Here is a 25,663-nt window from a genome sequence, read left to right as displayed (position 1 = left end):
CCGGTTTAAACAATCACGGACACGGCCAGCGGCAGGAACACCGCCGTGGCCACGCCCATCAGACTCATGGCCAGCGCCGCAAAGGCGCCGCACTCTTCACTTTCCTGCAGCGCCACCGACGTGCCGACGGCGTGGGCCGTCATGCCCAGCGCCATGCCACGTGCCTCAGGGCTGCGCACGCCCAGGCGCGACAGGTACGCCGGGCCGATCATTGCGCCGACCACGCCGGTGATCAGCACAAACACTGCCGCCAATGCGGCAACGCCGCCGATCTGCTCGGCCACCAGCATGGCAATCGGCGACGTCACCGACTTGGGCGCCATGGTCATCAGCATCATGTGTTCAGCGCCAAACCACCAGCCCAGCAGCACACACAGGCCAGTGACCAACACGCCACCTATCACCAGCGTAGTAAAAATCGGCCAGAACAATTGGCGAATCCGGCGCAGGTTCAGGAACAACGGCACGGCCAGGGCCACCGTCGCGGGGCCGAGCAGGATGCCCATGATCTCGGTGCTCTTGCGGTACTCGGCGTAGGTCAGGCCGCAGGTGAGCAACACGCCGATCACCAGCAGCATGGACACCAGTACCGGCTGCAGGAAGACCCAGCGGGTTTTCTCGAATGCCGCCAGCACCAGTTGATAAGCGCCGAGGGTGATACCGATGCCGAACAGTGGGTGATGAATCACAGCGGTCCACGCGCCATGCCAGTCGAAGATCATCGATCCTTCTCCTTGCGCTTGACCAGGTGCTGCATGAACACGCCGACAAAGCCCATGGCGACCACCAGCGACAGTACCAATGCACCGACGATGGCCCAAAAGTCAGCGACGATGTCCTTGGCATACACCATCACGCCCACGGCCGGCGGCACCAGCAGCAGCGGTAAATAGCGCAACAGGCTACTGGCAGCCAGGCTCAGGGGCTCGCCGACTTCGCCGCGCCAAATCAAAAAACCGAGCATCAACAGCAAGCCGATGATCGGCCCCGGCAGCACCGGCAGCAGCAAATGGTTGATCGCGGTGCCGATCAATTGAAACAGCACCAGCCAACTCAGGCCCCGTAACAGCATCCGTTGTTCCCCCTAAAAACTCATCCGCATTATAAGCACGCCTGCCCTATGCTCCGGCATTCGCCAAAAGCATGGTGGGTTGACCGGGTAGATTGCCCATGATGATCTAACATGGATTTCGCACACCTATAAAAACGATGAACCAAGGAGAGTCGCAATGCCCTATGTACCTGTAGCGCAGCTCAAAGATTATGTCGGCAAGGAACTGGGACGTTCCGAATGGCTCACCATCGACCAGGCGCGTATCAACCTGTTCGCTGAGGCCACTGGCGATCATCAGTTCATCCACGTCGACCCGGTCAAGGCCGCCAAGACGCCATTCGGCAGCACCATCGCCCACGGTTTCCTGTCGCTGTCGCTGATGCCCAAGCTGATGGAAGACATCCTGATCATGCCCGAGGGCCTGAAGATGGCGGTCAACTATGGCCTGGACAGTGTGCGTTTCATCCAGCCGGTGAAGGTTGACTCCAAGGTCCGCCTGAACGTGACACTTAACGAGGTCACCGAGAAAAAGCCTGGCCAATGGCTACTTAAGGCCACCGCCACCCTGGAAATCGAAGGCCAGGAAAAGCCCGCTTACGTCGCTGAGTCGTTGTCACTCTACTTCGTGTAAGGCCGTGCCTGTGGCGAGGCAATAAACCTTGCCACAGTGTATGTAAATTTATGTATGAATCCTGCGGCTGCGGCATACTCGGCGCTCAATTATCCGGATCCCGCTATGCGCCCACTCGCCCCCCTTGCCCTTGCCCTGTTGCTCACCGCGTGCGGAGACGGCGAATCGCTGTTGCCGCCCGATGCGCGCCTGCCCGACGGTGGCCGTTACCGGGGTGATGTGGTCAATGGTTTGCTGCAAGGCCAGGGCCGGGTCGACTACCCCAATGGTAGTTGGTACGCCGGCCAGTTCGATAAAGGCCAGTGGCATGGCCAGGGTGAATGGCACGGCAGCAACGGCGAGGTCTATAAAGGCCAGTTCAAGCAAGGCCTGTTCGACGGCCAGGGCAGCTTGACCACCGCTGGCAGCAGCTATGTCGGCGGTTTCAAAAACGGTCGGCGCAACGGCGAAGGCACCCTCAAAGAGGGGCAAATGACCTATCGCGGCGAATTCAAGGACGACCAGTATTCGGGCCTCGGGCGCCTGGAGCTGGCCGACGGCAGCCAATACCAGGGCCAGTTCGCCCACGGCAAGCCGAACGGCGAAGGCCAACGCAACGACGACAGCGGCAACCAGTTCAGCGGCCACTTTGTCGATGGCCAACTCGAAGGCAACGGCACCTTCAACAGCGCCGACGGCGACATCTATGTCGGCCAGTTCAAACAGAACCAGCTCAACGGCAAAGGTCGCTACGAAAACGCCGACGGCGACGTGTGGATCGGCCAGTTCAAGGAAGGTGCGCTCAGCGGCAAAGGCGAGTTGATCGGTGTTGACGCCAGCCACTATGTCGGCCAATTCCGCGACTGGCGCTTCACCGGCGAAGGCCGCTTGAACCTCACCGATGGCAGCTTTTATATCGGCGGCTTCGACAGCGACAGCTATCAAGGCAAAGGCACGCTCGTGCTCACCGACGGCACTGTAGAGGCCGGCACTTGGGTCAATGGCATGCGCGTACGCGATGCCGATGGCAAGCTGCTGCCCGACCCTCTGGAAATCGGCATACTGGCCCAAGGCCGCTTGCTGGACGCCGCCCTTGCCGCCGTGCCCGCCTCCACCCCCGCGGTAGAGCTGTACACCTTGGCAGTGGCCGGTGACGGTAAACAAAGCGTGTTCCTGCGCGAGGCCGATTACGTCAGCAACATGCTCGCGACCCGTTTCGGCGCGCGTGGGCAGATTCGCCTGGTCAATCATCGTGATCACATCGCCGACCGCCCGCTGGCCACCCGCGAAAGCCTGCGCCGCGCCGTGCAAACCCTGGCCGAGCGCACAGGGCCGGAAGACCTGGTGTTTATCTACATGACCAGTCACGGCACCCATGAACATGAACTGGTGCTGGACCAGCCGCGCATGGAACTGGCCGACCTGCCTGCCGATGAGCTGGCGGCAGTGCTCGCCCCGCTGAAAAACCGCGACAAGATCATTGTGATTTCCGCCTGCTACTCCGGCGGGTTCATCCCGGCACTGAAGGATGAGCGCACGCTGATCATGACGGCCTCGCGCGCTGATCGCGTGTCCTTCGGTTGCTCCGAAGAAGCAGATTTCACCTACTTCGGTGATGCCCTGTTCGCACAGGCGTTCAATCAGACCGACGACTTGCAGCAGGCCTTCAAACTGGCACAAATGCATGTCGCCGAGCGCGAACAGGCGGATAACTTCGAAGCCTCCGAACCGCAGATATGGGCCCCCAAAGGCGTGATCGCCCATTGGCAATTATTACGTAAACAGCAGGCACGAAAGGCGCTCGAAAGCGTCTCAATGAATAGCAAGGAAGCCAAAGGCAACTAAGCTGTAACGTGTAACAAGGGGAAAACACCATGTACCTGACACCACAACATATCTTGCTCGCTGGCGCCTCAGGCCTTACCGGCGAACACCTGCTTGACCGCCTGCTCAACGAACCGACTGTGACCCGCGTACTGGCGCCTAGCCGTAAGCCGCTGGCCGAACACCTGCGCCTGGAAAACCCGGTGGGCGACCCCGCGGTGTTCCTGCCGCAACTGAGCGGCCAGGTCGATATCGCCTTCTGCTGCCTGGGCACCACCCTCAAACAGGCCGGCTCCGAAGCCGCGTTCCGCGCCGTTGACCTGGACATGGTCGTGGCCTTCGCCAGGCGCGCACGGGAAATGGGCGCGCGGCACTTGATCGTGATCAGCGCGATTGGCGCCGACCCGAAATCCTCGATCTTCTACAACCGCGTCAAAGGCGAAATGGAACAGGCGCTGAAGGCCCAGAACTGGCCACAACTGACCATCGTGCGACCTTCGCTGTTGCTGGGGGAACGCTTGGAACCGCGCCTGGCCGAACAACTGGCAGGGCCGTTGTCGCGATTGATTCCAGGCAAATACCACGGCATTGAAGTCTGCGAACTGGCCCGGGCCATGTGGCGCCTGGCGCTGGAAGAGCAGGATGGGGTGCGGGTGGTGGAGTCGGATGAGTTGCGCAAGCTGGGCAAATAAATTTGCCGTGATTGATCGGGCCTCACCGCAGACAAGCCAGTTCCCAGCTCCCACAGGGGAATGCATTCCCCTGTGGGAGCTGGCGTGCCTGCGATTGGCCAGTGCAGGCACTATCAAACCTATAGACCACCCGTTGCGTTGAACCCCACGCCCAACACCGTCAACACCGACAGTGGCAACAGCAGCGTGTCGAGCAACGCACTGGCCGGCAGGTCAATATGCGGATAGCTCGGCGCCTCAGCGCCAAACCGATCCTTGGCGCAACAGCCGCCGTCAATCGCATACAAATCCAGCCGCGTCCCGGCATACACCACCGGCGCGCCAGGTTGTGCCGCGTCCAACGTGCGCGCAGTGGCGCAGCCCGTCAGTTGCAGCGCCAGCAGCAGCAACAGGGCCTTATTCATCGCTGCTCAAATGGTGCTCGCCCCAACGCGGCAGCATGTCCTGAGGAATATTGAGCAGGTTGAGAATCCGCGCCACCACAAAATCCACCAGGTCATCGATGGTCTGCGGCTGGTGATAAAACCCGGGCGATGCCGGCAAGATGGTCACGCCCATGTTCGACAACTTGAGCATGTGCTCCAGATGAATGCTCGAATATGGCGCCTCGCGCGGCACCAGAATCAACTGGCGACGCTCCTTCAAGGTCACGTCCGCAGCACGCTCGATCAGGTTGTTGCAGGCGCCCGTGGCGATCGCCGACAACGTGCCGGTGGAGCACGGCACCACCACCATCGCCGCCGGCGCTCCAGAGCCGGAGGCCACGGGCGACATCCAATCCTCTTTACCGTAGACCTTGATCTGCCCCGCCGCCGCCCCCGTATATTCGGTGAGGAAGGCTTGCATCATCTGCACCTTGGGCGGCAACGCGACATCGGTCTCGGTGGCCATCACCAGTTGCGCGGCCTTGGAGATGAGGAAGTGCACCTCGCGCTCCTCACGCACCAGGCAATCGAGCAGGCGCAAGCCATAGGGCGCGCCGGAGGCACCGGTCATCGCTAGAGTGACGCGTTCCGGGCCGCTCATTTGAGCGCCTCGGCCAACTTGCCATGCAGGCCGCCGAAGCCGCCGTTGCTCATCACCACGATGTGGGTGCCCGGCTTGGCTTGACGCTTGACGTGCTCAATGATGCCCTCGATGGAATCGCAGACGGTAGACGGCACGGTGCACAGCGCAGCAATGCCCGGCAGGTCCCAGCCGAGGTTGGGCGGCGCATACCAGATCACTTGGTCGGCATCGTTGACGCTTTCGGGCAGGCCATCACGGTGCGCGCCCAGCTTCATGGAGTTGGAACGCGGCTCCACAACAGCAATGATGTCGGCGTCACCGACGCGCTTGCGCAGGCCATCGAGCGTGGTCGCGATTGCCGTGGGATGGTGGGCAAAATCGTCGTAGATGGTAATCCCATTCACGTCAGCGACTTTTTCCATACGGCGCTTCACGCTTTTGAATGCACTCAACGCAGCAACGCCCATCGATGGCACCACGCCCACATGCCGCGCGGCCGCCAAGGTAACCAACGCGTTGGCGACGTTGTGTTGGCCAGTCATGCCCCACTCGACGATGCCTTGAGACCCACCGTCAAAGAGCACTTCAAATTTAGAGCCGTCTTCGCTGAGCAATTTGACCTGCCATTGCCCACCCGCGCCGGTAGTTTGCACCGGGGTCCAGCAGCCCATGTCGATGACCCGCTGCAAGGCCGGCTCGGTCGTCGGGTAAATCACCAAGCCTTCACTCGCAATGGTACGCACCAAGTGGTGGAACTGGCGCTCAATGGCTGGCAGATCGGGGAAGATGTCCGCGTGATCGAACTCAAGGTTGTTCAGGATCACCGTGCGTGGGCGGTAATGGACGAACTTGGAGCGCTTGTCGAAGAAAGCGCTGTCGTATTCATCCGCCTCGATCACGAAGAACGGCGTTTCGCCCAAGCGCGCCGACACCGAGAAGTTTTGCGGCACACCGCCAATCAAAAAGCCCGGGCTCATGCCCGCGTGCTCCAGCACCCAGGCGAGCATGCTGCTGGTGGTGGTCTTGCCGTGAGTACCGGCCACCGCGAGCACCCAACGGCCTTGCAGCACATGGTCCGCCAGCCATCGTGGGCCGCAGACATACGGCAAGCCTTTATTGAGTACGTATTCGACCGCCGGGTTACCCCGCACCATCGCGTTGCCGATCACCACCAGGTCCGGTACCGGGTCGAATTGCGACGGGTCGTAGCCTTGGGTCAACTCAATACCCTGGGCCTGCAGCTGCGTGCTCATAGGCGGGTAAACGTTGGCGTCGGAGCCGGTAACGTGGTGGCCCAGCTCTTTCGCCAGAACCGCCATCGAGCCCATGAATGTGCCGCAAATACCGAGAATATGAATGTGCATAGTCGACCTCGTAAAACATCGAGGCAGGTTAGCGTAAGGTGAGAAAAGTCGCACTCTTTAGCTGTGGGTGGTTGTGCCAGGAACACGTGGGACAAGCACCAAGGCGGGCGGCGTGCTTGATATAAAGCGCCGTTGAATCCGATCTCACTTTTTAAGATCAGCCTGATACAACGACGCTTTTTTAGCCCAGTGCGCTGTAACCGGCAGTCAGACACGCGTAAGGCTTACGCAGCGTCAGCCCTCAATTTCGCTGACATGCTACGGAACAACCCAATCAACACGGCGAGCCTGGAATTGATCGCCAACGCGCGGCTTTCGATATCCTCCTTCGGCGCCCCAGTGGAAGCGTACGAGACGGAGATAAGCATCTTTCTGGCATCGACACTCAACAGGTTCTCTGAGATATCAAGCATTTCCTCCAGAAAATCCATGCGTTCATCATTGTCTTTCATTACCCAGTCCACGCCGGGAGCAACGTCTTTATAGCCGTTTAGCGCATTCCAGACGTTTGCCACCTTGAACACATCCAACTTGATCTGTTCTACAAGTCGGTCAGCCTTAACCTCTTCTTTTGTAAGAGCCTCGGGAACAGGCGTGGGATCAATAAGCGTCTTGGTATAGGCGTTAACGGCACCTGCAATAATCAGCCCCATCGCACTAAACGGCAATGCAATGGCTGCGGTCCGTAATAAAGTGACATTGCGCGCCGGCGCTGCTTTATCAACCTTGGCCTTAGCGGAACTTGTCAGTGATTCCGATTCACTTGAAAGGCGCTGTGAAGAGAAGGGTTGAACTTCTTCTCCATCGACTCGGCCGGGTGTCGACTGGCCAAACAACTTATCCCGGGCATCTGCATCTTTACGGGCTTGCCATTCTTTTTGATGTTTAGCTTTGTAATCAGCCAACTCCGGTGCCGCAACATGCGCATCTTCCGGCGATCGGGTGCCGCTTGCGTGGCCCTGCCCTGGGAAGCTTCCCACTCTGGAGTCAACGCCAGTCTGATCAAACCTCCCGCTGGCGCCCCCTGCGGTGTAGCCCTCCGACACGCCTCTTACTTTGGTAGGACTTACAGTCCGAGAGGACACGTCAATATCACCACGCCGCCAACCACCGGTCGACGGTAATAAATCACCCAGCCGTATGCACTTAAACCGTCGATCTTCTTGAGTCGCGCTTGAAAGTATCACAATAAGTCACCTTATGGTTATGAGACGTTAGAACCGCATCCATCACGTTCATTTAATGAATGAGTGAGAGAAACGTCAAACGCAGTTCCAAACCACGGCAAAAAAAGCACACCCCCATCACTAAAATCAAAACAGCACTATTTACCCACCGCGGGTTGGCAGAAGAGCAACTCAGGCACGCCAGCCATGTCGTCGATAGCAACTAATCTGCCACGCCCATCACCGCACCAAACTGTGCCGCCTGAAGACCGAACGGTGTCTTGGTGATGACGTTATAGGCGTACCACCCACCCTTCTTGAAAATAGCCACTGTCGGCCGCCACACGTTATCCTCTGCCGAACGGAGAAAGCCCTTAACGATATCACCCTCACGGTATATCTTTGTCACATCATAACGTCGGTAATTACCTTTTAAGCGAGACAATAACGCCTTCGCCTGGGTCGCCAGATAGTTGATGTCTTTGTATCCCGCCCTTGATCCTTTGTTAACATTTCTTGCAATGTCTACCGTATCGGTATAACCCACCGAAGCACCAACGCCTGCGAAAACGCCGCTCTTGATAATGTTAAGTGGCCCTCTACCGGCCTTGAACGCCTTGCGGGCAGCATTTAATCCCGGAAGGAAAAACCCAAAAAGATCAAACCCTATGTTAAAAATCGCGCCGCCGACACTGCCACTGATTGCCTCTTGCACGCCATCGTAAAAAGGCACGAGGCCGAGGAAAAAATCTTTTAACTTTTTATCAAGCGCTTTTCCTTTCTCAAGCGCTGTCACCCCCGCGGCCTGATACTGTAACGCTTCATAATCACGGGTAAAAAAAAGACCTGCCGTTAAGCCGAGTGTGCCGTTTCTTTCAGAGAAGTACGCGCCGTGTGTTTTATCGGCGTTACCGGGTGGGTCACGATCACTATTAACCACACCGTAAGGCACAAAGACATTCGAACTGCCCGGCACACGCCCCGCAGCGCCGCCATTAAAATAGCCACTGTCGTCAAAATCAGTGCGCTCACCCGGGTAGCCCTTTTCCTTGACTAACCTTCCTTGGGTCGGGAGATAACTATAAGCACTGACCCGCCCATCAGGCCCTTGCACTTTCATAAGTAAACCCTGCTTGCCTTTTAGCGCCTCAAGCTCGGGCTCAGTCGGTGTTCGAGGCCGGCGCCCGGGGAACAGGTTCGACCCGCGAGGGTCAAGCGCTGTCTTAAGGTAGGGCCGAGACACTTCAATGAAACTGACCTTTGATTTTTGTATGGACTCTTGATCAGCCAAGGGCAGCAGAGAAAGCTGATATTTGAACTGCAGGGCCCACGCAATTTCGTGTTCTTTTTTATAGGCCTGAAAACGATCGGAGAACGTTGTATTGATATCGGGCTTGAGCAGGGATAACCGCGACTTCATCTCATCATAGGGGAACTTTTTATTGTCCAGCGACTTCCACCTATCCGGTTTAATTGGCCCAGTCATGTAGATATCAAGCAGCGAAACAGGCGTATGCTTTATTGACGTGTCCTGCACGACGTCCAGCGTCGGGTCGATGTTCGGAAACACGCGTTTCAACTCCGTCAACGCACACTTCTCTCGCGTTGTGGCGGGTGTTTGCAAGACTGTTTTTGCCCACGCAAGCTCTTTTTGCTGCTTGTTCAATGCCGCTTGTGAGCGTGTGGCATCAACGTCCGTGAACTCACGATTGAGTCGGTGTTGGATAATACCGTTGGCAACGCCCCATGCGAGTATCGGATCGCGCGCGACCTCGCCTAACTGATCCTCGCCCTCAAGGGAGATTGGAGGAGCATTACCGAACGCCATCACCTGACTAAATGTCATGTTTGCCGACGCCCCGGGCACTTGCAGCTCTATACGCGCAACCTCTATGCAGAAATTCACCCACGTATGAGAGCCGTAAACAAGATTAGGCGGTATCTGTTTGACTACGCACTCAGGCGCCGCTGCCGATAATAATAACTGCGCAGCCACAGGGGCTAATTCACTCCCCACCTGACGTTCGAGGTAAGTGGTGAAACGCTTGGTAATGTCGGCCGCTGAAGCCCCCACATTGTCTTGGCTATACAGGTTATAGCCTGCCAAATTAAAAGCCGACTTGCCTGCGCCAGGATCAAGTTCCTGCACCAGCGCTGCACTCACACTTTCAATTGCGCTGGTCGGCGTCTCGACTAACTTAAGCGTTTTTTGTATCTCTTTACCTAACCCCTGCGCCTCGGGTGACCGAATGAGCGAGTCCAGTGCTAACGATGGATTACTCGCAACCCCCTTCCTGGCGCTCTCAGGAAGCGCGTCCATCAACCTACGTAATAAGCTCCCCGCCCCGCCTCCTGCCTGAGGATTTGAAACGTGAGTAAGTGGCCTGTTTTTCCATTCAGCTACCCGTGCTCGCATCTTGCGCAGTGAAGTGGCACCCAACATTCCCGCCAAAGGCTTTACCCCACCAGCGTCCATCTGCGGCGCCCGATGGGCAAGATCAAAAGACAGCGCCAGAGCCACACTGAGTGCCTGCTTGCTATTAACGGGCACTCTATTTCCATCTTGCTTGAGAATGCTCGCCACACTCATTTCACGCAGGTGCTCGCTCTTAAACCGGCTCGAGCGAGGATCAATGGGAATCTTGACTTTATCCAGGTCGATTTTTCCAGCAGCATCATCCACCTGAGACGTCAGTGCGCAAATAAGCGCATGGCGGTCAGCGTCGTCACCCAGCGCCTCGTTCAAGCCTGCTATCGCCTCTGCCGAGCGTAGCGACGCATACGCCAAGGGCGGGAATTCAAACCCTACGTTTTTCAGCAACTTCTTGCGGTGCAAGGTGAATTGCGCAGGCGTGAGGTCTATAGGCTCGTTGTAAAAACGCCCCACCGTGTAGCACGGTACTTCGCCTTGGGGCCAAGGGTAACTGAACGCCTGCCCGGCTTCAGGCGCGATCACTTTGGCAATCGACAACAGTGTTCGGGAGACATCGGACCAGCCCGAATCGTCCTTTAAGGAAAAGGTGTGCGTCTTGCCGTCCACACTGCCGGTCAGCTCCCCACGGGCGGGATCCAGTTTCAAGCGCCGTGTATCAAGCCCCTGTTCTTTGGCCCATGCCAAGAAGCCAGGGCCTTTGAACGCGCTGTCCAGGTGCGTGCGCCAACGCCCCAGTGTGGACTGTAGAGAAACCTGAACATTGGGCGGCGCCATTGAGGTCTGATAGGAACGAGTAGCCAATGCTCTTGCGAAGGACTGTGCCAACTGAGCATCAGCACTTGCACGAACGTCGGGGCTGTCAGGTAACGCTGCACTGCGCTTAGATCGCACTGCATCGGTGTGCGCCGTGGCGGTCTGTACCGCAGGTACGGCGACGGTTTCAACCGGTGCGGCAACATGACTGAGAAAGATCGGTCTTGGACTAAAACTCGAAACAGTCGCCACTTAACACCTCGTGGATAAAATAACAGGGGCACGTGACCACTCACTGAGTGCTGCAACCACCGACCCCTAACGCCTTCATAAGTCTCCCTATTTTTGTGAACACTGTCGCCACAATAGTTCCTCGCGAAAACAGCAACATCATAGGTGTGACACGGCCACGTTAACCCTAAGAAAATGCAACTAATCGCCGAGGAGAGCCAATGCCTGCGCCGCTATTAAGCCGCGCGCCTTAACTAATTACTGCCGCTCGAAGCAAAAAAAGCCATTGCATCCGACGAGACCGCGTGCACGCGACCTCATCGAATACAACAGCATGATGGAAACGGCTTTACGCCACTGACCGCAACGCGGCAGGTCAGGTTTTAGAAAAGCCGAGGCCGATGCCTTACGCCGCTAGAGCATTAAGTTTTAGCGTGACGGCCTGAGTAATAGCGATCATCGCAGCCAGTCGGGCTTCAATGATTTTTGCGCGCCCCTCGACGTCGGGCTCTTCGATACGCGACACGCCGAACGAGAAGGGTATCTCAAACTTTGCCGCGAGCATTCCAAAACCAGACTCAAGTTGCAGAGTGATCGACTCAAGCGAAGTCATACGCTCCGCATCGGATTTAAGGGCCCATTGATAGTCTGGTTCTGGCGCCTTACCCTTCGTGAGACGAGTCAGTATATTCACGGTGTCAAAAACATCTTTCTGAAGTTGATCGATGATTTTCGTTTCGGCGAGGGACGTCTGGAATTTAGTCACGACATTTTCACCCAAGTGCTTTTCGATAATTTTAGCGATGGCGGTAACCGCGGGGGTCACTACCGCGCCTATCCCTACCACTATCAACGCTTTTTTAGTATCCGAGATTGTATTTTTCTCGGGTTTAAGACTTGTATCGGCGTCAGATTTTACCTCTTCCGAAGTCGTCTTTTCTGCCTTACTCGCCTCAGGGGCAGCGGTGGCTTCTTCAAACTCTTTCTTTGCTTTCTTCAACGTGTCCGAAGAGAACGGCGAGACCGCCTTACTATTAACGCTTACCTTAGGGACCGCCAAACTGACCGTGGTAGGCTCGACGATGACGATGTCTTCCTGCCCGAGTTTGCCCGTTTGATCGACCTCAGGTTTAAACTCAGCCTGTTCCTTGGCAATGTCTTTATCGGCTGCCGTCGCCCCCGAACTTCCAGGTTTATTTGCGTCAACGCCTATTAGTTTGCCAGCGTCCCCGGCCTTGGTATTATCTGCGACGGGGGGCTTTTTCTTTTTAAAAAGCTTGCTGCTTAACCGCCCACGCCTATCGCGATTGAAACGATCACCTTCATCAGCAAACATCTCATACTCTATAGACGCGCTATCGCGGCCAACGCTGTGCCCAGTGCGGGCATGGGTAACCGTCAATGTTGAGGATGGTAGGTTCTGTACTGCTGGCGTGCTCGCCGTTTCAAGGGCCAACTGCTGCTGCACGAAAGACAACGGCGATACAACGGAGTTTACACTGTTCATATGATTCACCTAATGATTAAATTACATTAGGAAGCCATCCATTTCCTCCACAACATGAGTGGCAAACCCACTCAAAACGTTCCAACAACCGCCAACAACTAACCCTACTTAGTTCATCATTCATATGGCTGCGCGCGCCCCCAACCAGCGCACATACAAACAACTCAACAGCAGACTCAATCTTGAAAAATAACAACACACCTTACAGACCTAGGCTGTCGCTGCCTCGACAAGGCCATACTGCACCAATTGAACGCCATACGGCGCTTTGGTTATAAGATTATAAGCATACCAACCGCCATGGAGAAAAATCGCAGTGACCCGTTTCATCTCACCCCCGCCGCCCGTTACTTTCTGGTGAAAGTTTCTGACCACATCATTATGTTTGTAAACTTTTTGCGGATCAAAGTGTTTGACCGTTAGAGCGAGTACCTTCGGGAACGCGGAGGCCACATGACCTACCTCTCGCCCCACGGCCTTTATCCCCGTTCGTATATTGTTAGGTGCCTTTAAAAAATCATCAAATGCGAAAGAGGCGGCAACCCCTTTTACCACCCCGCAGGCAAGGGACTTGAGTACGCCGCGGCCAGCGTTAAGGGCTTTTCGCGCATGGCCAGCACCGGGAATAAGAAAACCGAAGATATCGAAGCCGAGTTCCAAGGCTGCACCTGACACATCGCCATTCAGGGCTGCCTTAATCCCATCATGGAACGGGGCCAAACTCAGAAAAAAATCATTCAGCTTTTTATTGGTTATTCTTTCCTGCTCTCTGTCTGTTACACCCTTTGCCGCCGTCCTCTCTTGCGCAAAACCGGGTAAAAAGTGACCTGTGACGATTGCACCTAACTCTCGACTTCTTTTGGAAAAATAACCGCCCTTTAACCCCTCTGCGCTGTCAGATGGCTCGTGCGCGCCAGAACGATTTGTATTGGGCAGCGCCAGCCGCTCGACCAAGACCCTCGACCTGACATGCTCTTTTGGCGGGGCACCGTGATAAGGATTATCGTCAATGCGAAGCACATCGCCTCGGTCATTACGCAATGGCCCCGCCCATGGTTTTTGCGGCCTGCTGACAAGTGCGTGTGACAACCCGGGCTCTTTGACTATCTTGGCCTGGGCTGGGAAATAGCTGTAATAGTCAAACAACCCATTACCGCGATCTGCCTGAATAAGTACACCCTGACGCCCCGTCAGTGACTCAACCTCTTGTGGGCTGGGCTCGCCATAAGGCACGGCGCGCTCATGATTTTGCTGTTTGATATAATTTTCGCCATCGTACGTTTTACGCACCGCATAGAAGCTGATCGTTGAGTTTTTCAACCTCTCCCGATCGGTGACAGGCATCAAGGAGGTGTGGTACCTGAACAGCGTATTAAAAGCCGCTTCTTTGCGCGCTTGATATTTGGAAAACGCTGCGTCAAATGCACTGTTAATATCCGGCGTCAGCTCATGAAACCTCGCCCGCCTCTTATTGTACGGGACGGCCTGTTCGTCATTCGACTGCCAAACCTTTGTATAAAGCTCACCGGACATGTAGATATCCGCCAGCGAGTAACCGACGTTAAACGGCCAGCGTTCACCCGTGTCCTCTATGACCTTCTGCTCAAAATCTATACCCTCACCCGGAAAAACCCTCCTCAACGCCGACAGCGCCATTTCTTTTCGGGTAGGCGGCGATTCCGTCAATACTTTAGACGCCCACCCCAACTCTTTTTGTTGCTTGAGCAGCGCCTTCACCGACAGATTATAATCTGCCGCTGAATAAACATTATCAGCCCTCGCGCTGATCACCTCATTCGCAACAGCCCAATCCGTCACCGGGCCACGTCGTACTTCTTTCAACTGATCGAATTCCTGCGTTGAAATCGGTTGCGTCTGCCCATACAGCATGACCTGGCTATACGTCATATTGGCCACGGCACCGGGCACTTGCTTTTCAATGCGCAAGGCCTCAATAGAATAACTTGCCCATGGATGGGAGCCATAAACGAGATTAGGCGGCAGGTCTTTTGCCAATAGTTCGGGGGCCGACACCGATAACAATAGATGCGCTGCCATTGGCGCGATCTCAACGCCGACTGTCCCCTCAAGATAACGAATGAAGCGTTTCATAATCTCGACAGGTGACGCACCGATATTTTCTTGACCATACACGTTGTAACCCATCAGATTCTGGCGTGATGCACCGACAGCCGAATCCAGATCAAGTGCAAGCGCTACACAGAGATACTCGATGGCACTGGTTGGCGTTTCAACGCCTTTAAGTGCTTCCTGTATTTTCCTGCCCAACGCCTTCGCGTCTGGTAAGCGAATGAGCTTATCCAGTGCCGCAGCCGGATCATCTTTTATCGCCTGTCTTAGGCTGTTGGGAAGTTTGCAAGCCAACCGCCCCATCAAACTGTCCGCGCCTTGCTTGGCTTGGGCGGTTGGGGTAGCGGGTTTCGACAGAGACTTCCACTGCGCCGCAATTTCGCGAACCTGCGCCTGGGTTTCAGCACCCAATACTGCTGCGTCCGTCGACCTGATCAAAAACGGCGCACAACCTCTGTCCTCCTCAGGCGCTCTGTGGGCAAGATCAAATGACAGCGCGTTCGCCAAATTACGTGCCGCCTTAACGTTCTTTGGCACATGCAGCTCATAAGCCTCCAAAAGGTCGACCACACTTACCTCGCCGAGGGGCTCATCACTATCGCGACAATACGTGGAGTGAGGATCAATGGGGACGATGACCTTGCTTAAATCAATTCTGCCCGTGGTGTCGTCAACCTGTAACGCCAACGCCTTAATAAGTGCATGGGTGTTAGCGTCATCCCCTAATGCTACTTGCTGCTGTTGCAACGCTTCTGGGGAGCGTCGCGACGCATAAGGCATTTGTTCGAACGTGAAGCGCGCGCGTTCTTTCAACTTTTTGAGTTGCACAATGGCCTGCCTTGGCGTGACAAAGGCTGGTTGGTTGTAAAACCGGCTCACTTCGAAAATCGGCACCTTGCCCACAGGCCAGGGGTAATCAAGCGTCTGGTCGGGCTCAGGTGCGATGGTCTTGGCGATAGATAACAATGTGCGGGAGACATCCGACCATCCCGAGGTGTCCAGTAAAGAAAACGTGTGTCTCTTATCGCCGACAGTGCCTGTCAGTTCCCCGGTAGAAGGCTTTAACTTCAGCTCAGCCGTATCAAGCCCCTGGTCCTTTGCCCACTCTAAGAAACCAGCGCTTTTGAATGCATTATCCAGTTGCGTGCGCCAACGCCCCAGTGTGGACTGCGCAGCGACTGGAACGTCAAGTGGGTACCTTAACGTTTGCAAGACATAAAGGGCCGATACACGTGCATAATCTTTCGCCAAGCGAGCATCAGCCACTGCACGGGCGCCAATAGTGTCAGGCTGATCGGCACTGCGCTTCTTGCGACTGCCATCGTCATCCGTGTTACGAATACCTGAAAGTACTGACGCCACACTGTCATCCACTCCTTGCCCAACCAAAGTAGGATGTACACCCGCTTGGGCGGAAGGGTTTTGGCTCAACGATGGGGGGTTCTGCTCCGCGTTTACAGCTGCGTTTTCAGCGTGTGCAGCGCCATGAAAAGGCCCCCTCAGCCCACCAAAGTTATTGATATTATTCATATGGCCACCTCAGTGTAAAAACGGTGACTTACCGTTCGTACATTGAGTGGTAGCGTTGCCTACAAATTACACGACAGGCTCGTACCAACATGTACCAAAAGATCTCACTTAGTAGCATTACCTTATCTGTAGATGGCTGAATTCAAGGTTCCTCTACAATGCGACATAATGCTACCGAGTTACTGAAAGTACCGCCCTCAGCATTAATACCTGACCAACCATTGGAACCCTCCTAAAAGTCTGTGAGTTAAGTTACCGAGCTTCGAGCGATTCCATACTTGCGCAACTTTCTGTACAGCGTATTTCGGCTGATACCCAAATAGGTTGCCGTGTGAGTCATGTGCCAATATTGACGCTCCAATGCATTAAGCAGCGTAAGACGCTCTGCATCACCTAAGGCGAATGTCGTACCTGCTTCGATCACCCGCTCAGGTTGTGCCTGCCGGATGATCATCGGTAGGTCCGCGACACGGACCTTTCCATCCTCACAAAGGGCAGCCAGTGTGCGCAGCACTGTGCGTAACTGACGCACGTTGCCCGGCCAGGCGAACGCCAACAGTGCCTGACGAGCAGCACCATCGAGTACCACCGTTTGCCCCCCAGCTTCTTGTAGCAGCAGCAAATCCAGCAATTGCTCCTTGTCACTGCGCTCGCGCAATGGCGGCAGAGCAACTTCCAGGCCATTGAGCCGGTAATACAAGTCTTCGCGAAAATCGCCGTCCTGCACGCGCGCCTGCAGATTACGATGGGTGGCGCTGATAATTCTGACGTTCACCGCCTGGGGCTCACCGCCGATGGGCACCACCATGCGATCTTCCAGCACTCTTAATAGACGGGTCTGCAGGGCAAGGGGCATATCGCCGATTTCATCGAGGAACAGCGTGCCGCCATCTGCCTGTTGCAGCTTGCCTTGCATGCCTTCCTTACGGGCTCCCGTGAAGCTGCCGCCGCGATAGCCGAACAATTCACTTTCGATCAGGCTTTCCGGTATGGCGCCGCAGTTGAGGGCAATAAACGCCTTGTCGGCACGCTGACTGGCCTGGTGCACAGCCTTGGCAAACGCTTCTTTGCCGCTGCCGGTTTCGCCGTTGATTAACAGTGGCACGTCGCGCTCGAAGACCTTCACGGCCTTGCGAAAGTCATTCTGCAGCGCGGGATCGCCCAGGCAGATACCCGCTAGGTGTGGCGCCTCGGGCTTGGGCAGCGGCGCTGGTACGCCGTGCGCCTTGCCACGCAGTGCGGCGAATAAGTGCCGACCATCACGGGTACGCAACGGCCAGCTCGCAGTGGCATTGGCGCTGGCACGGCCGAGTAACTGGTCGAGGGAACAGTCGAAAAACGCCTCCACCGGTTGCCCCAGCAAACCGCTGCGTATCTGCCCCAGCAGGTTCAGCGCACTCTGGTTGAGCGCACAGAGACGCCCTTCGCCATCGAACGCCAACAACCCTTCGCTGAACAGCCCCACGGATTCCGCCTGCAGGTGAAACCGCAGCAGCCAATGGTTTTCAAAATGCCGCAGGAAGTAACAACTCTCGATCATCTTCGCCGACAGGTTTACCAACGCCATGGTGTGGAACTGGCTCTGACGCGAGACCGCTTCGCGCGCCGATGACACATCCAGCACGGCCAGCAGTTCACCGTGTGGATCAAACACTGGGCTGGCCGAACAGGTCAGCCCGGTATGCCGGCCACGAAAATGCTCATCACGATGGATGGTCAGGGACTGGCGCTCCACCAGGCAAGTGCCGATGCCGTTGGTGCCTTCGCACGCCTCGCTCCAATCAGCCCCCAACCACAACCCGGCGCGCTCAAAAACCTTACGCTCGGACGGCGCTGTGACACAGTTGAGAATCACCCCACGCGCATCGGTGAGCAATACCGCATGGCCGGCGCCGGAAAGCTGCTGATGCAGGCTGTTCATCTCGCTGCCGGCGATGTGCAGCACCTGCTGCAGGCGTTCGCGGCTTTCCAGCAGGCGGCCGTGTTCGAGCACGGTAGGGGCGATGCTCAACGCGGGGTCGAGGTGATAGTCCTCCAGGCACCGCAGCCAGGAGCGAGCGATAGACGGGTCGCTGCCCGGGCCTTGGGCAAGGTCTTGCCCGCGTGTGACGGTGAGGACTTGCTGGGCATGGCGGCTGAACTGATCGTTGTGCATGTTCTTATTATTCTCCCTGCGTACTGCTTGAGAACGGCCAGCATCCCCCAGCCATCCGGCCAATGCAATCCCGGGCAGACCCTCCGGTCAAAGGCTGTAACGTTTTTGGCACAAACTGTCACACAGCCTGTACCGCACCTGTCACAGCAACGCCTTGCAACAAAGCCCAACCCCTTGATTTTCATGGCCTGCAAAGCAGTGGCCCGACCTTTGCTCTACGCTTTATCAAGCGCAAGACCGCTGTACTCCAATAAACATAAAAGCAGGAGATAACCACCATGCGTTACGCCCATCCCGGTACTGAAGGCGCGATAGTTTCGTTCAAGGCCAAATACGGCAACTTCATCGGCGGCGAATTCGTCGCGCCGGTGGATGGCAACTATTTCACCAACACCTCGCCGGTCAACGGCAAGCCCATCGCCGAATTCCCGCGCTCCACGGCCAAAGACATCGACAAAGCCCTCGACGCCGCCCATGCCGCCGCAGATGCCTGGGGCAAGACCTCGGCCCAGGACCGCTCACTGGTGTTGCTGAAGATCGCCGACCGCATCGAGCAGAACCTCGAACTGCTGGCCATCACCGAAACCTGGGACAACGGCAAAGCCGTGCGTGAAACCCTCAATGCCGACATCCCGCTGGCCGCCGACCACTTCCGCTACTTCGCCGGTTGCATCCGCGCCCAGGAAGGCACCAGCGCCGAGATCAACGAACTCACCGCCTCGTACCACTTCCATGAGCCGCTGGGTGTGGTTGGCCAGATCATCCCGTGGAACTTCCCGCTGCTGATGGCCGCCTGGAAACTCGCCCCGGCCCTGGCCGCCGGTAACTGCGTGGTGCTCAAGCCCGCCGAGCAAACCCCGCTGGGCATCAGCGTGCTGATGGAACTGATCGGCGACCTGCTGCCACCGGGCGTGCTGAACGTGGTGCACGGTTTCGGCAAAGAAGCCGGCGAAGCCCTGGCCACCAGCAAGCGCATCGCCAAGATCGCCTTTACCGGTTCCACCCCGGTGGGCTCGCACATCATGCACGCGGCGGCCGAGAACATTATTCCGTCCACCGTTGAGCTGGGCGGCAAGTCGCCGAACATCTTCTTCGCCGACATCATGAAAGCCGAACCGTCGTTTATCGAGAAAGCCGCCGAAGGCCTGGTGCTGGCGTTCTTCAACCAAGGCGAGGTGTGCACCTGCCCATCGCGTGCGCTGGTGGAAGAGTCGATCTACGACGACTTCATGAAAGTGGTAATGAAAAAGGTCGAGCAGATCAAACGCGGCGACCCGCTGGACACCGACACCATGGTCGGCGCCCAAGCCTCCGAGCAACAGTTCGACAAGATCCTGTCCTACCTGGAAATCGCCAAGGGCGAAGGCGCGCAACTGCTGACCGGCGGCAAGGTCGAGCAGCTCACCGGCGACATGGCCGGCGGTTATTACATCCAGCCGACCCTGCTCAAGGGCACCAACGAAATGCGCGTGTTCCAGGAAGAAATCTTCGGCCCGGTGGTGAGCATCACCACCTTCAAGGACGAAGCCGAAGCCCTGGCAATCGCCAACGACACCGAGTTCGGCCTCGGCGCCGGCGTGTGGACCCGCGACATCAACCGCGCCTACCGCATGGGCCGCGCGATCAAGGCGGGCCGCGTGTGGACCAACTGCTACCACCTGTACCCGGCGCATGCCGCGTTCGGCGGTTACAAGAAGTCGGGCGTGGGCCGTGAGACGCACAAGATGATGTTGGACCACTACCAGCAGACCAAGAACTGGCTCCAGAGGTACCCCATTCATGCGTTGTTCTTCTGTTACCAGACGCCCCGCTTCCACATTTGAAATGCACTTAAAAATGTGGGAGACGACTTGCTCGCGAAAACCTTGTATGAGTGCTAACATCGTTTACTGAGATACCGCTTTCGCGAGCAAGCCCGCTCCCACATTGGCTCTTCGCACGTACTTGCAATTCGCATTCGGCACAAAGATGCCGAATTAAAACAATAACAATGAAGGTACTTCCCCATGCCTAGCGAACCCACTGGCTCTTCCGTCGACTTCGAAAAAGTCGGCACCGACTACTTCCAACAACGCGAACTGAAAAAAGGCGCCGCCGGTTGGGTGCTGTTAGTTGGCCTTGGCGTTGCCTACGTGATCTCCGGCGACTACGCCGGCTGGAACTTCGGCCTGGCCCAAGGTGGCTGGGGCGGCATGTTCCTCGCCACCTTACTCATGGCCACCATGTACTTGTGCATGTGTTTTTCCCTGGCCGAACTGTCGTCTATGATCCCCACTGCCGGTGGCGGCTACGGCTTTGCCCGCAGCGCCTTTGGCCCTTGGGGCGGGTTCCTCACCGGCACCGCCATCCTGATCGAATACGCCATCGCCCCCGCCGCCATCGCGGTGTTTATCGGCGCCTACTGCGAGTCGCTGTTCGGCATTGGCGGCTGGATGATTTACCTGGCGTTCTACATCATCTTTATCGGCATCCACATCTTTGGTGTGGGCGAAGCCTTGAAACTGATGTTTGTGATCACCGCTGTCGCGGCGATTGCCTTGGGTGTGTTCCTGGTGTCGATGGTCCCGCACTTCAACGTCGCCAATTTGCTGGATGTCCCGGTGACCGAGGCCAAAGGCGCCAGCACCTTCCTGCCGTTCGGCTATGTCGGCGTGTGGGCGGCGATTCCTTATGCCATCTGGTTTTTCCTCGCCGTCGAAGGCGTGCCGTTGGCCGCCGAAGAAACCAAGAACCCCAAACGTGACCTGCCTCGAGGCCTGATCGGCGCCATTGTGGTGCTGACCAGTTTTGCCCTGCTGATCCTGGTGATCGCACCGGGCGGCGCTGGCACTTATGCGCTGATCAAGTCGGGCAACCCGCTGGTTGAAGCACTGGCATTGTCCTACGGCGGTTCGACCTGGATGGGCAGCTTCGTCAACCTCGTGGGCCTGGCTGGGCTGATCGCGAGCTTTTTCTCGATCATCTACGCCTATTCGCGGCAGATCTTCGCCTTGTCTCGCGCCGGCTACCTGCCACGCAAACTGTCGCAGACCAACAAAAGCAAGGCGCCAGTGCTGGCGTTAGTGATCCCCGGCATTATCGGGTTTGGCCTGTCGCTGACCGGCCAGGGCGACTTGCTGATTCTGGTGGCGGTGTTTGGCGCGACCATTTCTTACGTGCTAATGATGGCCGCGCACATCACCTTACGCATCCGCCGCCCCAAAATGGACCGCCCTTACCGCACACCGGGCGGTATCTTCACGTCCGGCGTTGCGCTGGTACTGGCCTGCGTGGCCGTCGTGGCGGGCTTTCTGGTGGATCCACGGGTGGTGATTGGCGCTGCGATCATCTATGGAGTATTAATTGCTTACTTTGCTTTCTACAGCCGGCATCACTTGGTAGCAGGCACGCCGGAAGAAGAATTCGCGGCGATCCAAGCAGCAGAGGCCGCCTTGCACTAACTGCCGTAAACCTCGACGCGGGCGCTTTACTCACAGCTTGCCCGCGTCGCCAAGGAGACACTGTATGGCAAGCTTTTCACACGCGGTGGGCGCACAAACCTACCGCTTTGACAGCCTCAAGGACGTGATGGCCAAGGCCAGCCCGGCCCGTTCTGGCGACTTCCTCGCCGGCGTCGCGGCACAAAACGACGGCGAACGGGTGGCGGCGCAGATGGCGCTGGCGAATATCCCGTTGAAACACTTCCTCGAAGAAGTGCTGATCCCTTACGAAAGCGACGAAGTCACCCGGCTGATCATCGACACCCACGATAAACAGGCGTTCAGCGTAGTCAGCCACCTCACCGTCGGCGGCCTGCGCGACTGGCTGCTCAGCGACGCGGCCGACGAACACTCCCTGCGCGCCCTGGCGCCCGGGCTGACACCGGAAATGGCCGCCGCCGTCTCCAAGATCATGCGCGTGCAGGACTTGGTCCTGGTCGCGCAGAAGATCCGTGTGGTCACCCAGTTTCGCGGCACCCTGGGCCTGCGCGGGCGCTTGTCGACGCGCCTGCAACCCAACCACCCCACAGACGAACCGGCAGGCATCGCCGCGAGCATTCTCGACGGCCTGCTCTACGGCAACGGCGACGCCATGATCGGCATCAACCCGGCCACCGACAGCATCGCCTCGATCTGCGCCATGCTGGAGATGCTCGATGCGATCATCCAGCGCTACGAAATCCCCACCCAAGCCTGTGTGCTGACCCACGTCACCACCTCCATCGAGGCCATCAACCGTGGCGTGCCGCTGGACCTGGTGTTTCAGTCGATTGCCGGTACCGAGGCGGCCAACGCCAGCTTCGGCATCAGCCTGAGCGTGCTACAGGAAGGTTATGACGCGGGCTTGAGCCTGAACCGCGGCACCTTGGGCCAGAACCTGATGTACTTCGAAACCGGCCAGGGCAGCGCCTTGTCGGCCAACGCGCACTTTGGCGTCGACCAGCAAACCTGCGAGACCCGCGCCTACGCCGTAGCGCGGCATTTCAAGCCGTTTTTGGTCAACACCGTCGTAGGTTTTATTGGCCCCGAGTACCTGTACAACGGCAAGCAGATCATCCGCGCGGGCCTTGAAGACCACTTCTGCGGCAAGCTGCTCGGCGTGCCGATGGGCTGCGACATCTGCTACACCAACCACGCCGAGGCCGACCAGGACGACATGGACACCCTGCTGACCCTGCTGGGCGTGGCCGGGATCAACTTCATCATGGGCATCCCCGGCTCCGACGACATCATGCTCAACTACCAGACCACCTCGTTCCACGACGCGTTATACGCCCGGCAAACATTGGGTTTAAAACCGGCGCCGGAGTTTGAGCAGTGGCTGGCAAAAATGGGCATCTTCACGCAAGCCGACGGCAAGGTGCACTTCGGCAACAGCCTGCCACCGGCGTTTCGCCACGCCTTGAAGCAATTGGGATGAAGGAGCCGCCTGTGCAAGTAGAACTGCCTGACAACCCGTGGCTGGAACTGCGCCGCCTGACCCCGGCGCGCATCGCGCTGGGCCGCACCGGCACCAGCATTCCCACCAGCGCGCAGCTGGACTTTCAATTCGCCCACGCCCAGGCACGTGATGCCGTGCACCTGCCTTTCGACCACGCAGCCCTCAGCAGCCAAATGGCCGAGCGCGGCCGTGACAGCTTGTTGCTGCACAGCGCCGCCACGGACCGGCATATGTATTTGCAACGCCCGGACCTGGGGCGGCGCTTGAGTGACGAGTCGGCGCAAACCCTGCGCGACTATGCTGGCGCCAACCCAGGGGGTGTGGACCTGGCCGTGGTGGTGGCAGATGGGCTGTCGGCGCTGGCCGTGCATAAACACACGTTGCCGTTTCTTACACGCATGGAGGAACAGACTCACGCCGAAGGGTGGTCCTTGTCGCCGGTGATTCTGGTGGAACAGGGCCGTGTGGCGGTGGCGGATGAAATCGGCCAGTTGCTGGGGGCCAAGATGGTGGTGATTTTGATTGGCGAACGGCCGGGGCTCAGCTCGCCGGACAGCCTGGGGCTGTATTTCACTTACAACCCCAAAGTCGGCCTCACCGATGCGTATCGCAACTGCATCTCCAATGTGCGCGTGGAAGGCCTGAGCTACGGCATGGCCGCGCACCGCCTGCTTTACTTGATGAAAGAGGCGTGTCGTCGGCAGCTGTCGGGGGTCAATCTCAAGGACGAGGCGCAGGTACAGACCATCGAGTCGGATGATCCTGACCTGATGAAAGGCAACTTCCTGCTCAGCCCGCCGGAATGACCTATCAGCTGCACGATTGCGCTTTTTCGCGCCATTAGGCAGCATCCAGTCACGGCCGCGTGTGTGGTCATCCCCCCTTTGGAAGTTGAGGCCTGGCATGCGGATTACTCAAGCGACACTGGAACACCTGGACCTGTTGACGCCATTGTTCGTCAAATACCGCGAGTTCTACGGGGCGCTACCATTCCCGGACTCCTCGCGGGCCTTTCTGGAAAAGCGCCTGCGCCGCAAGGAGTCAGTGATCTACCTGGCCCTGGCCGATGATGACGACAAACGGCTGTTAGGGTTTTGCCAGCTGTACCCGAGCTTTTCGTCGCTGTCGCTTAAACGCGTGTGGATCCTCAATGACATCTACGTGGCCGAAGACGCCCGCCGACAACTGGTAGCGGACAATCTGATGCGCACGGCGAAGAAAATGGCCAAAGAGACGCACGCCGTGCGGCTGCGGGTGTCGACCAGCAGTGACAACGACGTGGCGCAGAAGACCTATGAGTCGATTGGGTTTCGTGAAGACACGGAGTTCAAGAACTACGTGTTGCCGATCAGTGAGGACTGATAACGCCGAATCGCTTTTGCTCTCTATTGTGGCAAATGAGCGTCTCTGGGCCAGCCCGCGTCCTATGGTGAGCGGGGCAAGTCCGCTCACCATAGGACGCGGGCTCCCACCTTTAGATCTGCAGTGAATTGATAAACGAATATCACGAAACGCCCCGCTACAAAACCCACACGCTTTTCACCTTCCAATACGTATAATGCCGACCTTTCAGGATTGTAAGAAATACGGCATACATTCGTAGCCTTACTTACCCGTAGCCCCCGCACTGGCCTGCTGAGCCGGGCCATTCCACACAGGTGCCATCCATGGATTTCAACCCGATCGACCTTATTCTGCATCTCGACGTCTACCTCGACATGCTGGTAAGAAACTACGGAGTGTGGATCTACGCCATTCTGTTTCTAGTGATTTTTTGCGAAACCGGCCTGGTGGTCATGCCGTTCCTGCCGGGTGATTCGTTGCTGTTTATCGCCGGCGCCGTGGCCGCAGGCGGCGGCATGGACCCAGTATTACTGGCCGGCCTGCTGATGCTGGCGGCGATCCTCGGCGACAGCACCAACTACGTGATCGGGCGAACGGCCGGAGAACGCTTGTTCAGCAACCCGAACTCGAAAATCTTCCGCCGCGACTACCTGCAAAAAACCCACGACTTCTACGACAAGCACGGCGGCAAAACCGTGACCCTGGCGCGCTTCCTGCCGATCCTGCGGACCTTCGCACCGTTCGTCGCCGGCATCGCCAAAATGCCTTACCCGCGTTTCTTTGGGTTCAGCGTGTTCGGCACCGTGATCTGGGTCGGCGGCCTGGTGACCTTGGGCTACTTCTTCGGCAACGTGCCGTTTATCAAGAAGAACCTGTCGCTGCTGGTGGTGTTTATCATCCTGTTGTCGCTGGTGCCGATGATCATCGGTGTGGTCCGCAGCCGTTTTGGCAGCAACTCCTCCGAAGCCAAACCGCAGTAA

General features: G+C 57.4%; 19 protein-coding genes. 9 read left to right on the top strand and 10 right to left on the bottom strand.

Annotated features, from left to right (window positions below; translation table 11 throughout):
* Positions 1–5: 5 nt before the first annotated feature.
* Together E0F99_RS09425 and E0F99_RS09420 are read right to left on the bottom strand one after the other, a co-directional pair.
* Positions 6–722 carry an LrgB family protein gene (locus E0F99_RS09425; protein WP_083356600.1) on the bottom strand — a complete coding sequence of 239 codons (717 nt, stop codon included), beginning with the start codon at positions 720–722 and terminating at the stop codon, positions 6–8.
* The gene (locus E0F99_RS09420) at positions 719–1,072 is read right to left on the bottom strand and encodes a CidA/LrgA family protein (RefSeq protein WP_083356599.1); all 354 of its coding nucleotides are present in this window, start codon (positions 1,070–1,072) and stop codon (positions 719–721) included. Before E0F99_RS09420 ends, E0F99_RS09425 begins: the two co-directional genes overlap by 4 nt.
* A gap of 157 nt (positions 1,073–1,229) precedes the next feature.
* On the opposite strand from E0F99_RS09420, the gene E0F99_RS09415 reads away from it, so the two are divergent.
* The 3 genes from E0F99_RS09415 (at position 1,230) to E0F99_RS09405 (ending at position 4,180) form a co-directional block, all read left to right on the top strand.
* On the top strand, positions 1,230–1,685 hold the full coding sequence (locus E0F99_RS09415; protein ID WP_083356598.1) for a MaoC family dehydratase: 456 nt from the start codon (positions 1,230–1,232) through the stop codon (positions 1,683–1,685).
* A gap of 105 nt (positions 1,686–1,790) precedes the next feature.
* Positions 1,791–3,509: a C13 family peptidase gene (locus tag E0F99_RS09410; protein ID WP_083356597.1), complete on the top strand. Its 1,719-nt coding sequence runs from the start codon at positions 1,791–1,793 to the stop codon at positions 3,507–3,509.
* Positions 3,510–3,538: 29 nt separating this feature from the next.
* Positions 3,539–4,180: an oxidoreductase gene (locus E0F99_RS09405; RefSeq protein ID WP_083356596.1), complete on the top strand. Its 642-nt coding sequence runs from the start codon at positions 3,539–3,541 to the stop codon at positions 4,178–4,180.
* Between the two features lie 119 nt (positions 4,181–4,299).
* On the opposite strand, the gene E0F99_RS09400 is transcribed toward E0F99_RS09405, so the two are convergent.
* The 8 genes from E0F99_RS09400 to E0F99_RS09365 all read right to left on the bottom strand — a co-directional run bounded on the left by E0F99_RS09400 (position 4,300) and on the right by E0F99_RS09365 (position 18,419).
* Positions 4,300–4,584, bottom strand: coding sequence for a YceK/YidQ family lipoprotein (locus tag E0F99_RS09400; protein WP_083356595.1), 285 nt, complete (start codon positions 4,582–4,584; stop codon positions 4,300–4,302).
* Entirely contained in the window at positions 4,577–5,206 is a 630-nt protein-coding gene (gene ubiX, locus E0F99_RS09395; RefSeq protein ID WP_010206807.1) for a flavin prenyltransferase UbiX, read from the bottom strand. Before ubiX ends, E0F99_RS09400 begins: the two co-directional genes overlap by 8 nt.
* Positions 5,203–6,552 (bottom strand): UDP-N-acetylmuramate:L-alanyl-gamma-D-glutamyl-meso-diaminopimelate ligase, encoded by a 1,350-nt coding sequence (gene mpl, locus E0F99_RS09390; protein ID WP_083356594.1) that lies wholly within the window; start codon positions 6,550–6,552, stop codon positions 5,203–5,205. The genes ubiX and mpl overlap by 4 nt, the downstream gene beginning before the upstream one ends.
* Positions 6,553–6,776: 224 nt before the next feature.
* Positions 6,777–7,598: a hypothetical protein gene (locus E0F99_RS09385; protein ID WP_130908750.1), complete on the bottom strand. Its 822-nt coding sequence runs from the start codon at positions 7,596–7,598 to the stop codon at positions 6,777–6,779.
* A gap of 343 nt (positions 7,599–7,941) precedes the next feature.
* Entirely contained in the window at positions 7,942–11,157 is a 3,216-nt protein-coding gene (locus tag E0F99_RS09380) for a hypothetical protein (protein ID WP_130908749.1), read from the bottom strand.
* Between the two features lie 385 nt (positions 11,158–11,542).
* Positions 11,543–12,643 (bottom strand): hypothetical protein, encoded by a 1,101-nt coding sequence (locus E0F99_RS09375; RefSeq protein WP_130908748.1) that lies wholly within the window; start codon positions 12,641–12,643, stop codon positions 11,543–11,545.
* Positions 12,644–12,853: 210 nt separating this feature from the next.
* Complete coding sequence (locus E0F99_RS09370; RefSeq protein WP_130908747.1) at positions 12,854–16,264, bottom strand: hypothetical protein; 3,411 nt, start codon at positions 16,262–16,264, stop codon at positions 12,854–12,856.
* A 247-nt stretch (positions 16,265–16,511) separates the two neighbouring features.
* On the bottom strand, positions 16,512–18,419 hold the full coding sequence (locus E0F99_RS09365) for a sigma-54-dependent Fis family transcriptional regulator (protein ID WP_083356589.1): 1,908 nt from the start codon (positions 18,417–18,419) through the stop codon (positions 16,512–16,514).
* 278 nt (positions 18,420–18,697) lie between these two features.
* Between E0F99_RS09365 and exaC the strand changes: the two genes are divergently transcribed.
* The 6 genes from exaC (at position 18,698) to E0F99_RS09335 (ending at position 25,663) form a co-directional block, all read left to right on the top strand.
* Positions 18,698–20,242 carry an acetaldehyde dehydrogenase ExaC gene (exaC, locus tag E0F99_RS09360; RefSeq protein ID WP_242626907.1) on the top strand — a complete coding sequence of 515 codons (1,545 nt, stop codon included), beginning with the start codon at positions 18,698–18,700 and terminating at the stop codon, positions 20,240–20,242.
* A 183-nt stretch (positions 20,243–20,425) separates the two neighbouring features.
* Complete coding sequence (gene eat, locus E0F99_RS09355) at positions 20,426–21,859, top strand: ethanolamine permease (protein WP_083356587.1); 1,434 nt, start codon at positions 20,426–20,428, stop codon at positions 21,857–21,859.
* A gap of 64 nt (positions 21,860–21,923) precedes the next feature.
* The gene (locus E0F99_RS09350) at positions 21,924–23,318 is read left to right on the top strand and encodes an ethanolamine ammonia-lyase subunit EutB (protein ID WP_083356586.1); all 1,395 of its coding nucleotides are present in this window, start codon (positions 21,924–21,926) and stop codon (positions 23,316–23,318) included.
* Positions 23,315–24,145, top strand: a complete 831-nt coding sequence (eutC, locus tag E0F99_RS09345) for an ethanolamine ammonia-lyase subunit EutC (RefSeq protein WP_083356585.1) — start codon at positions 23,315–23,317, stop codon at positions 24,143–24,145. Before E0F99_RS09350 ends, eutC begins: the two co-directional genes overlap by 4 nt.
* A gap of 97 nt (positions 24,146–24,242) precedes the next feature.
* Positions 24,243–24,701 carry a GNAT family N-acetyltransferase gene (locus E0F99_RS09340; protein ID WP_056861944.1) on the top strand — a complete coding sequence of 153 codons (459 nt, stop codon included), beginning with the start codon at positions 24,243–24,245 and terminating at the stop codon, positions 24,699–24,701.
* A 305-nt stretch (positions 24,702–25,006) separates the two neighbouring features.
* Entirely contained in the window at positions 25,007–25,663 is a 657-nt protein-coding gene (locus tag E0F99_RS09335; protein WP_083356584.1) for a DedA family protein, read from the top strand.

The sequence above is a fragment of the Pseudomonas antarctica genome (assembly GCF_900624995.1).
In the GTDB taxonomy this organism is placed as follows: Bacteria; Pseudomonadota; Gammaproteobacteria; order Pseudomonadales; family Pseudomonadaceae; genus Aquipseudomonas; species Aquipseudomonas antarctica.
The sequence above is the reverse complement of the archived record's forward strand: the minus strand, read 5'-3'. Positions and strand labels throughout refer to the sequence as shown.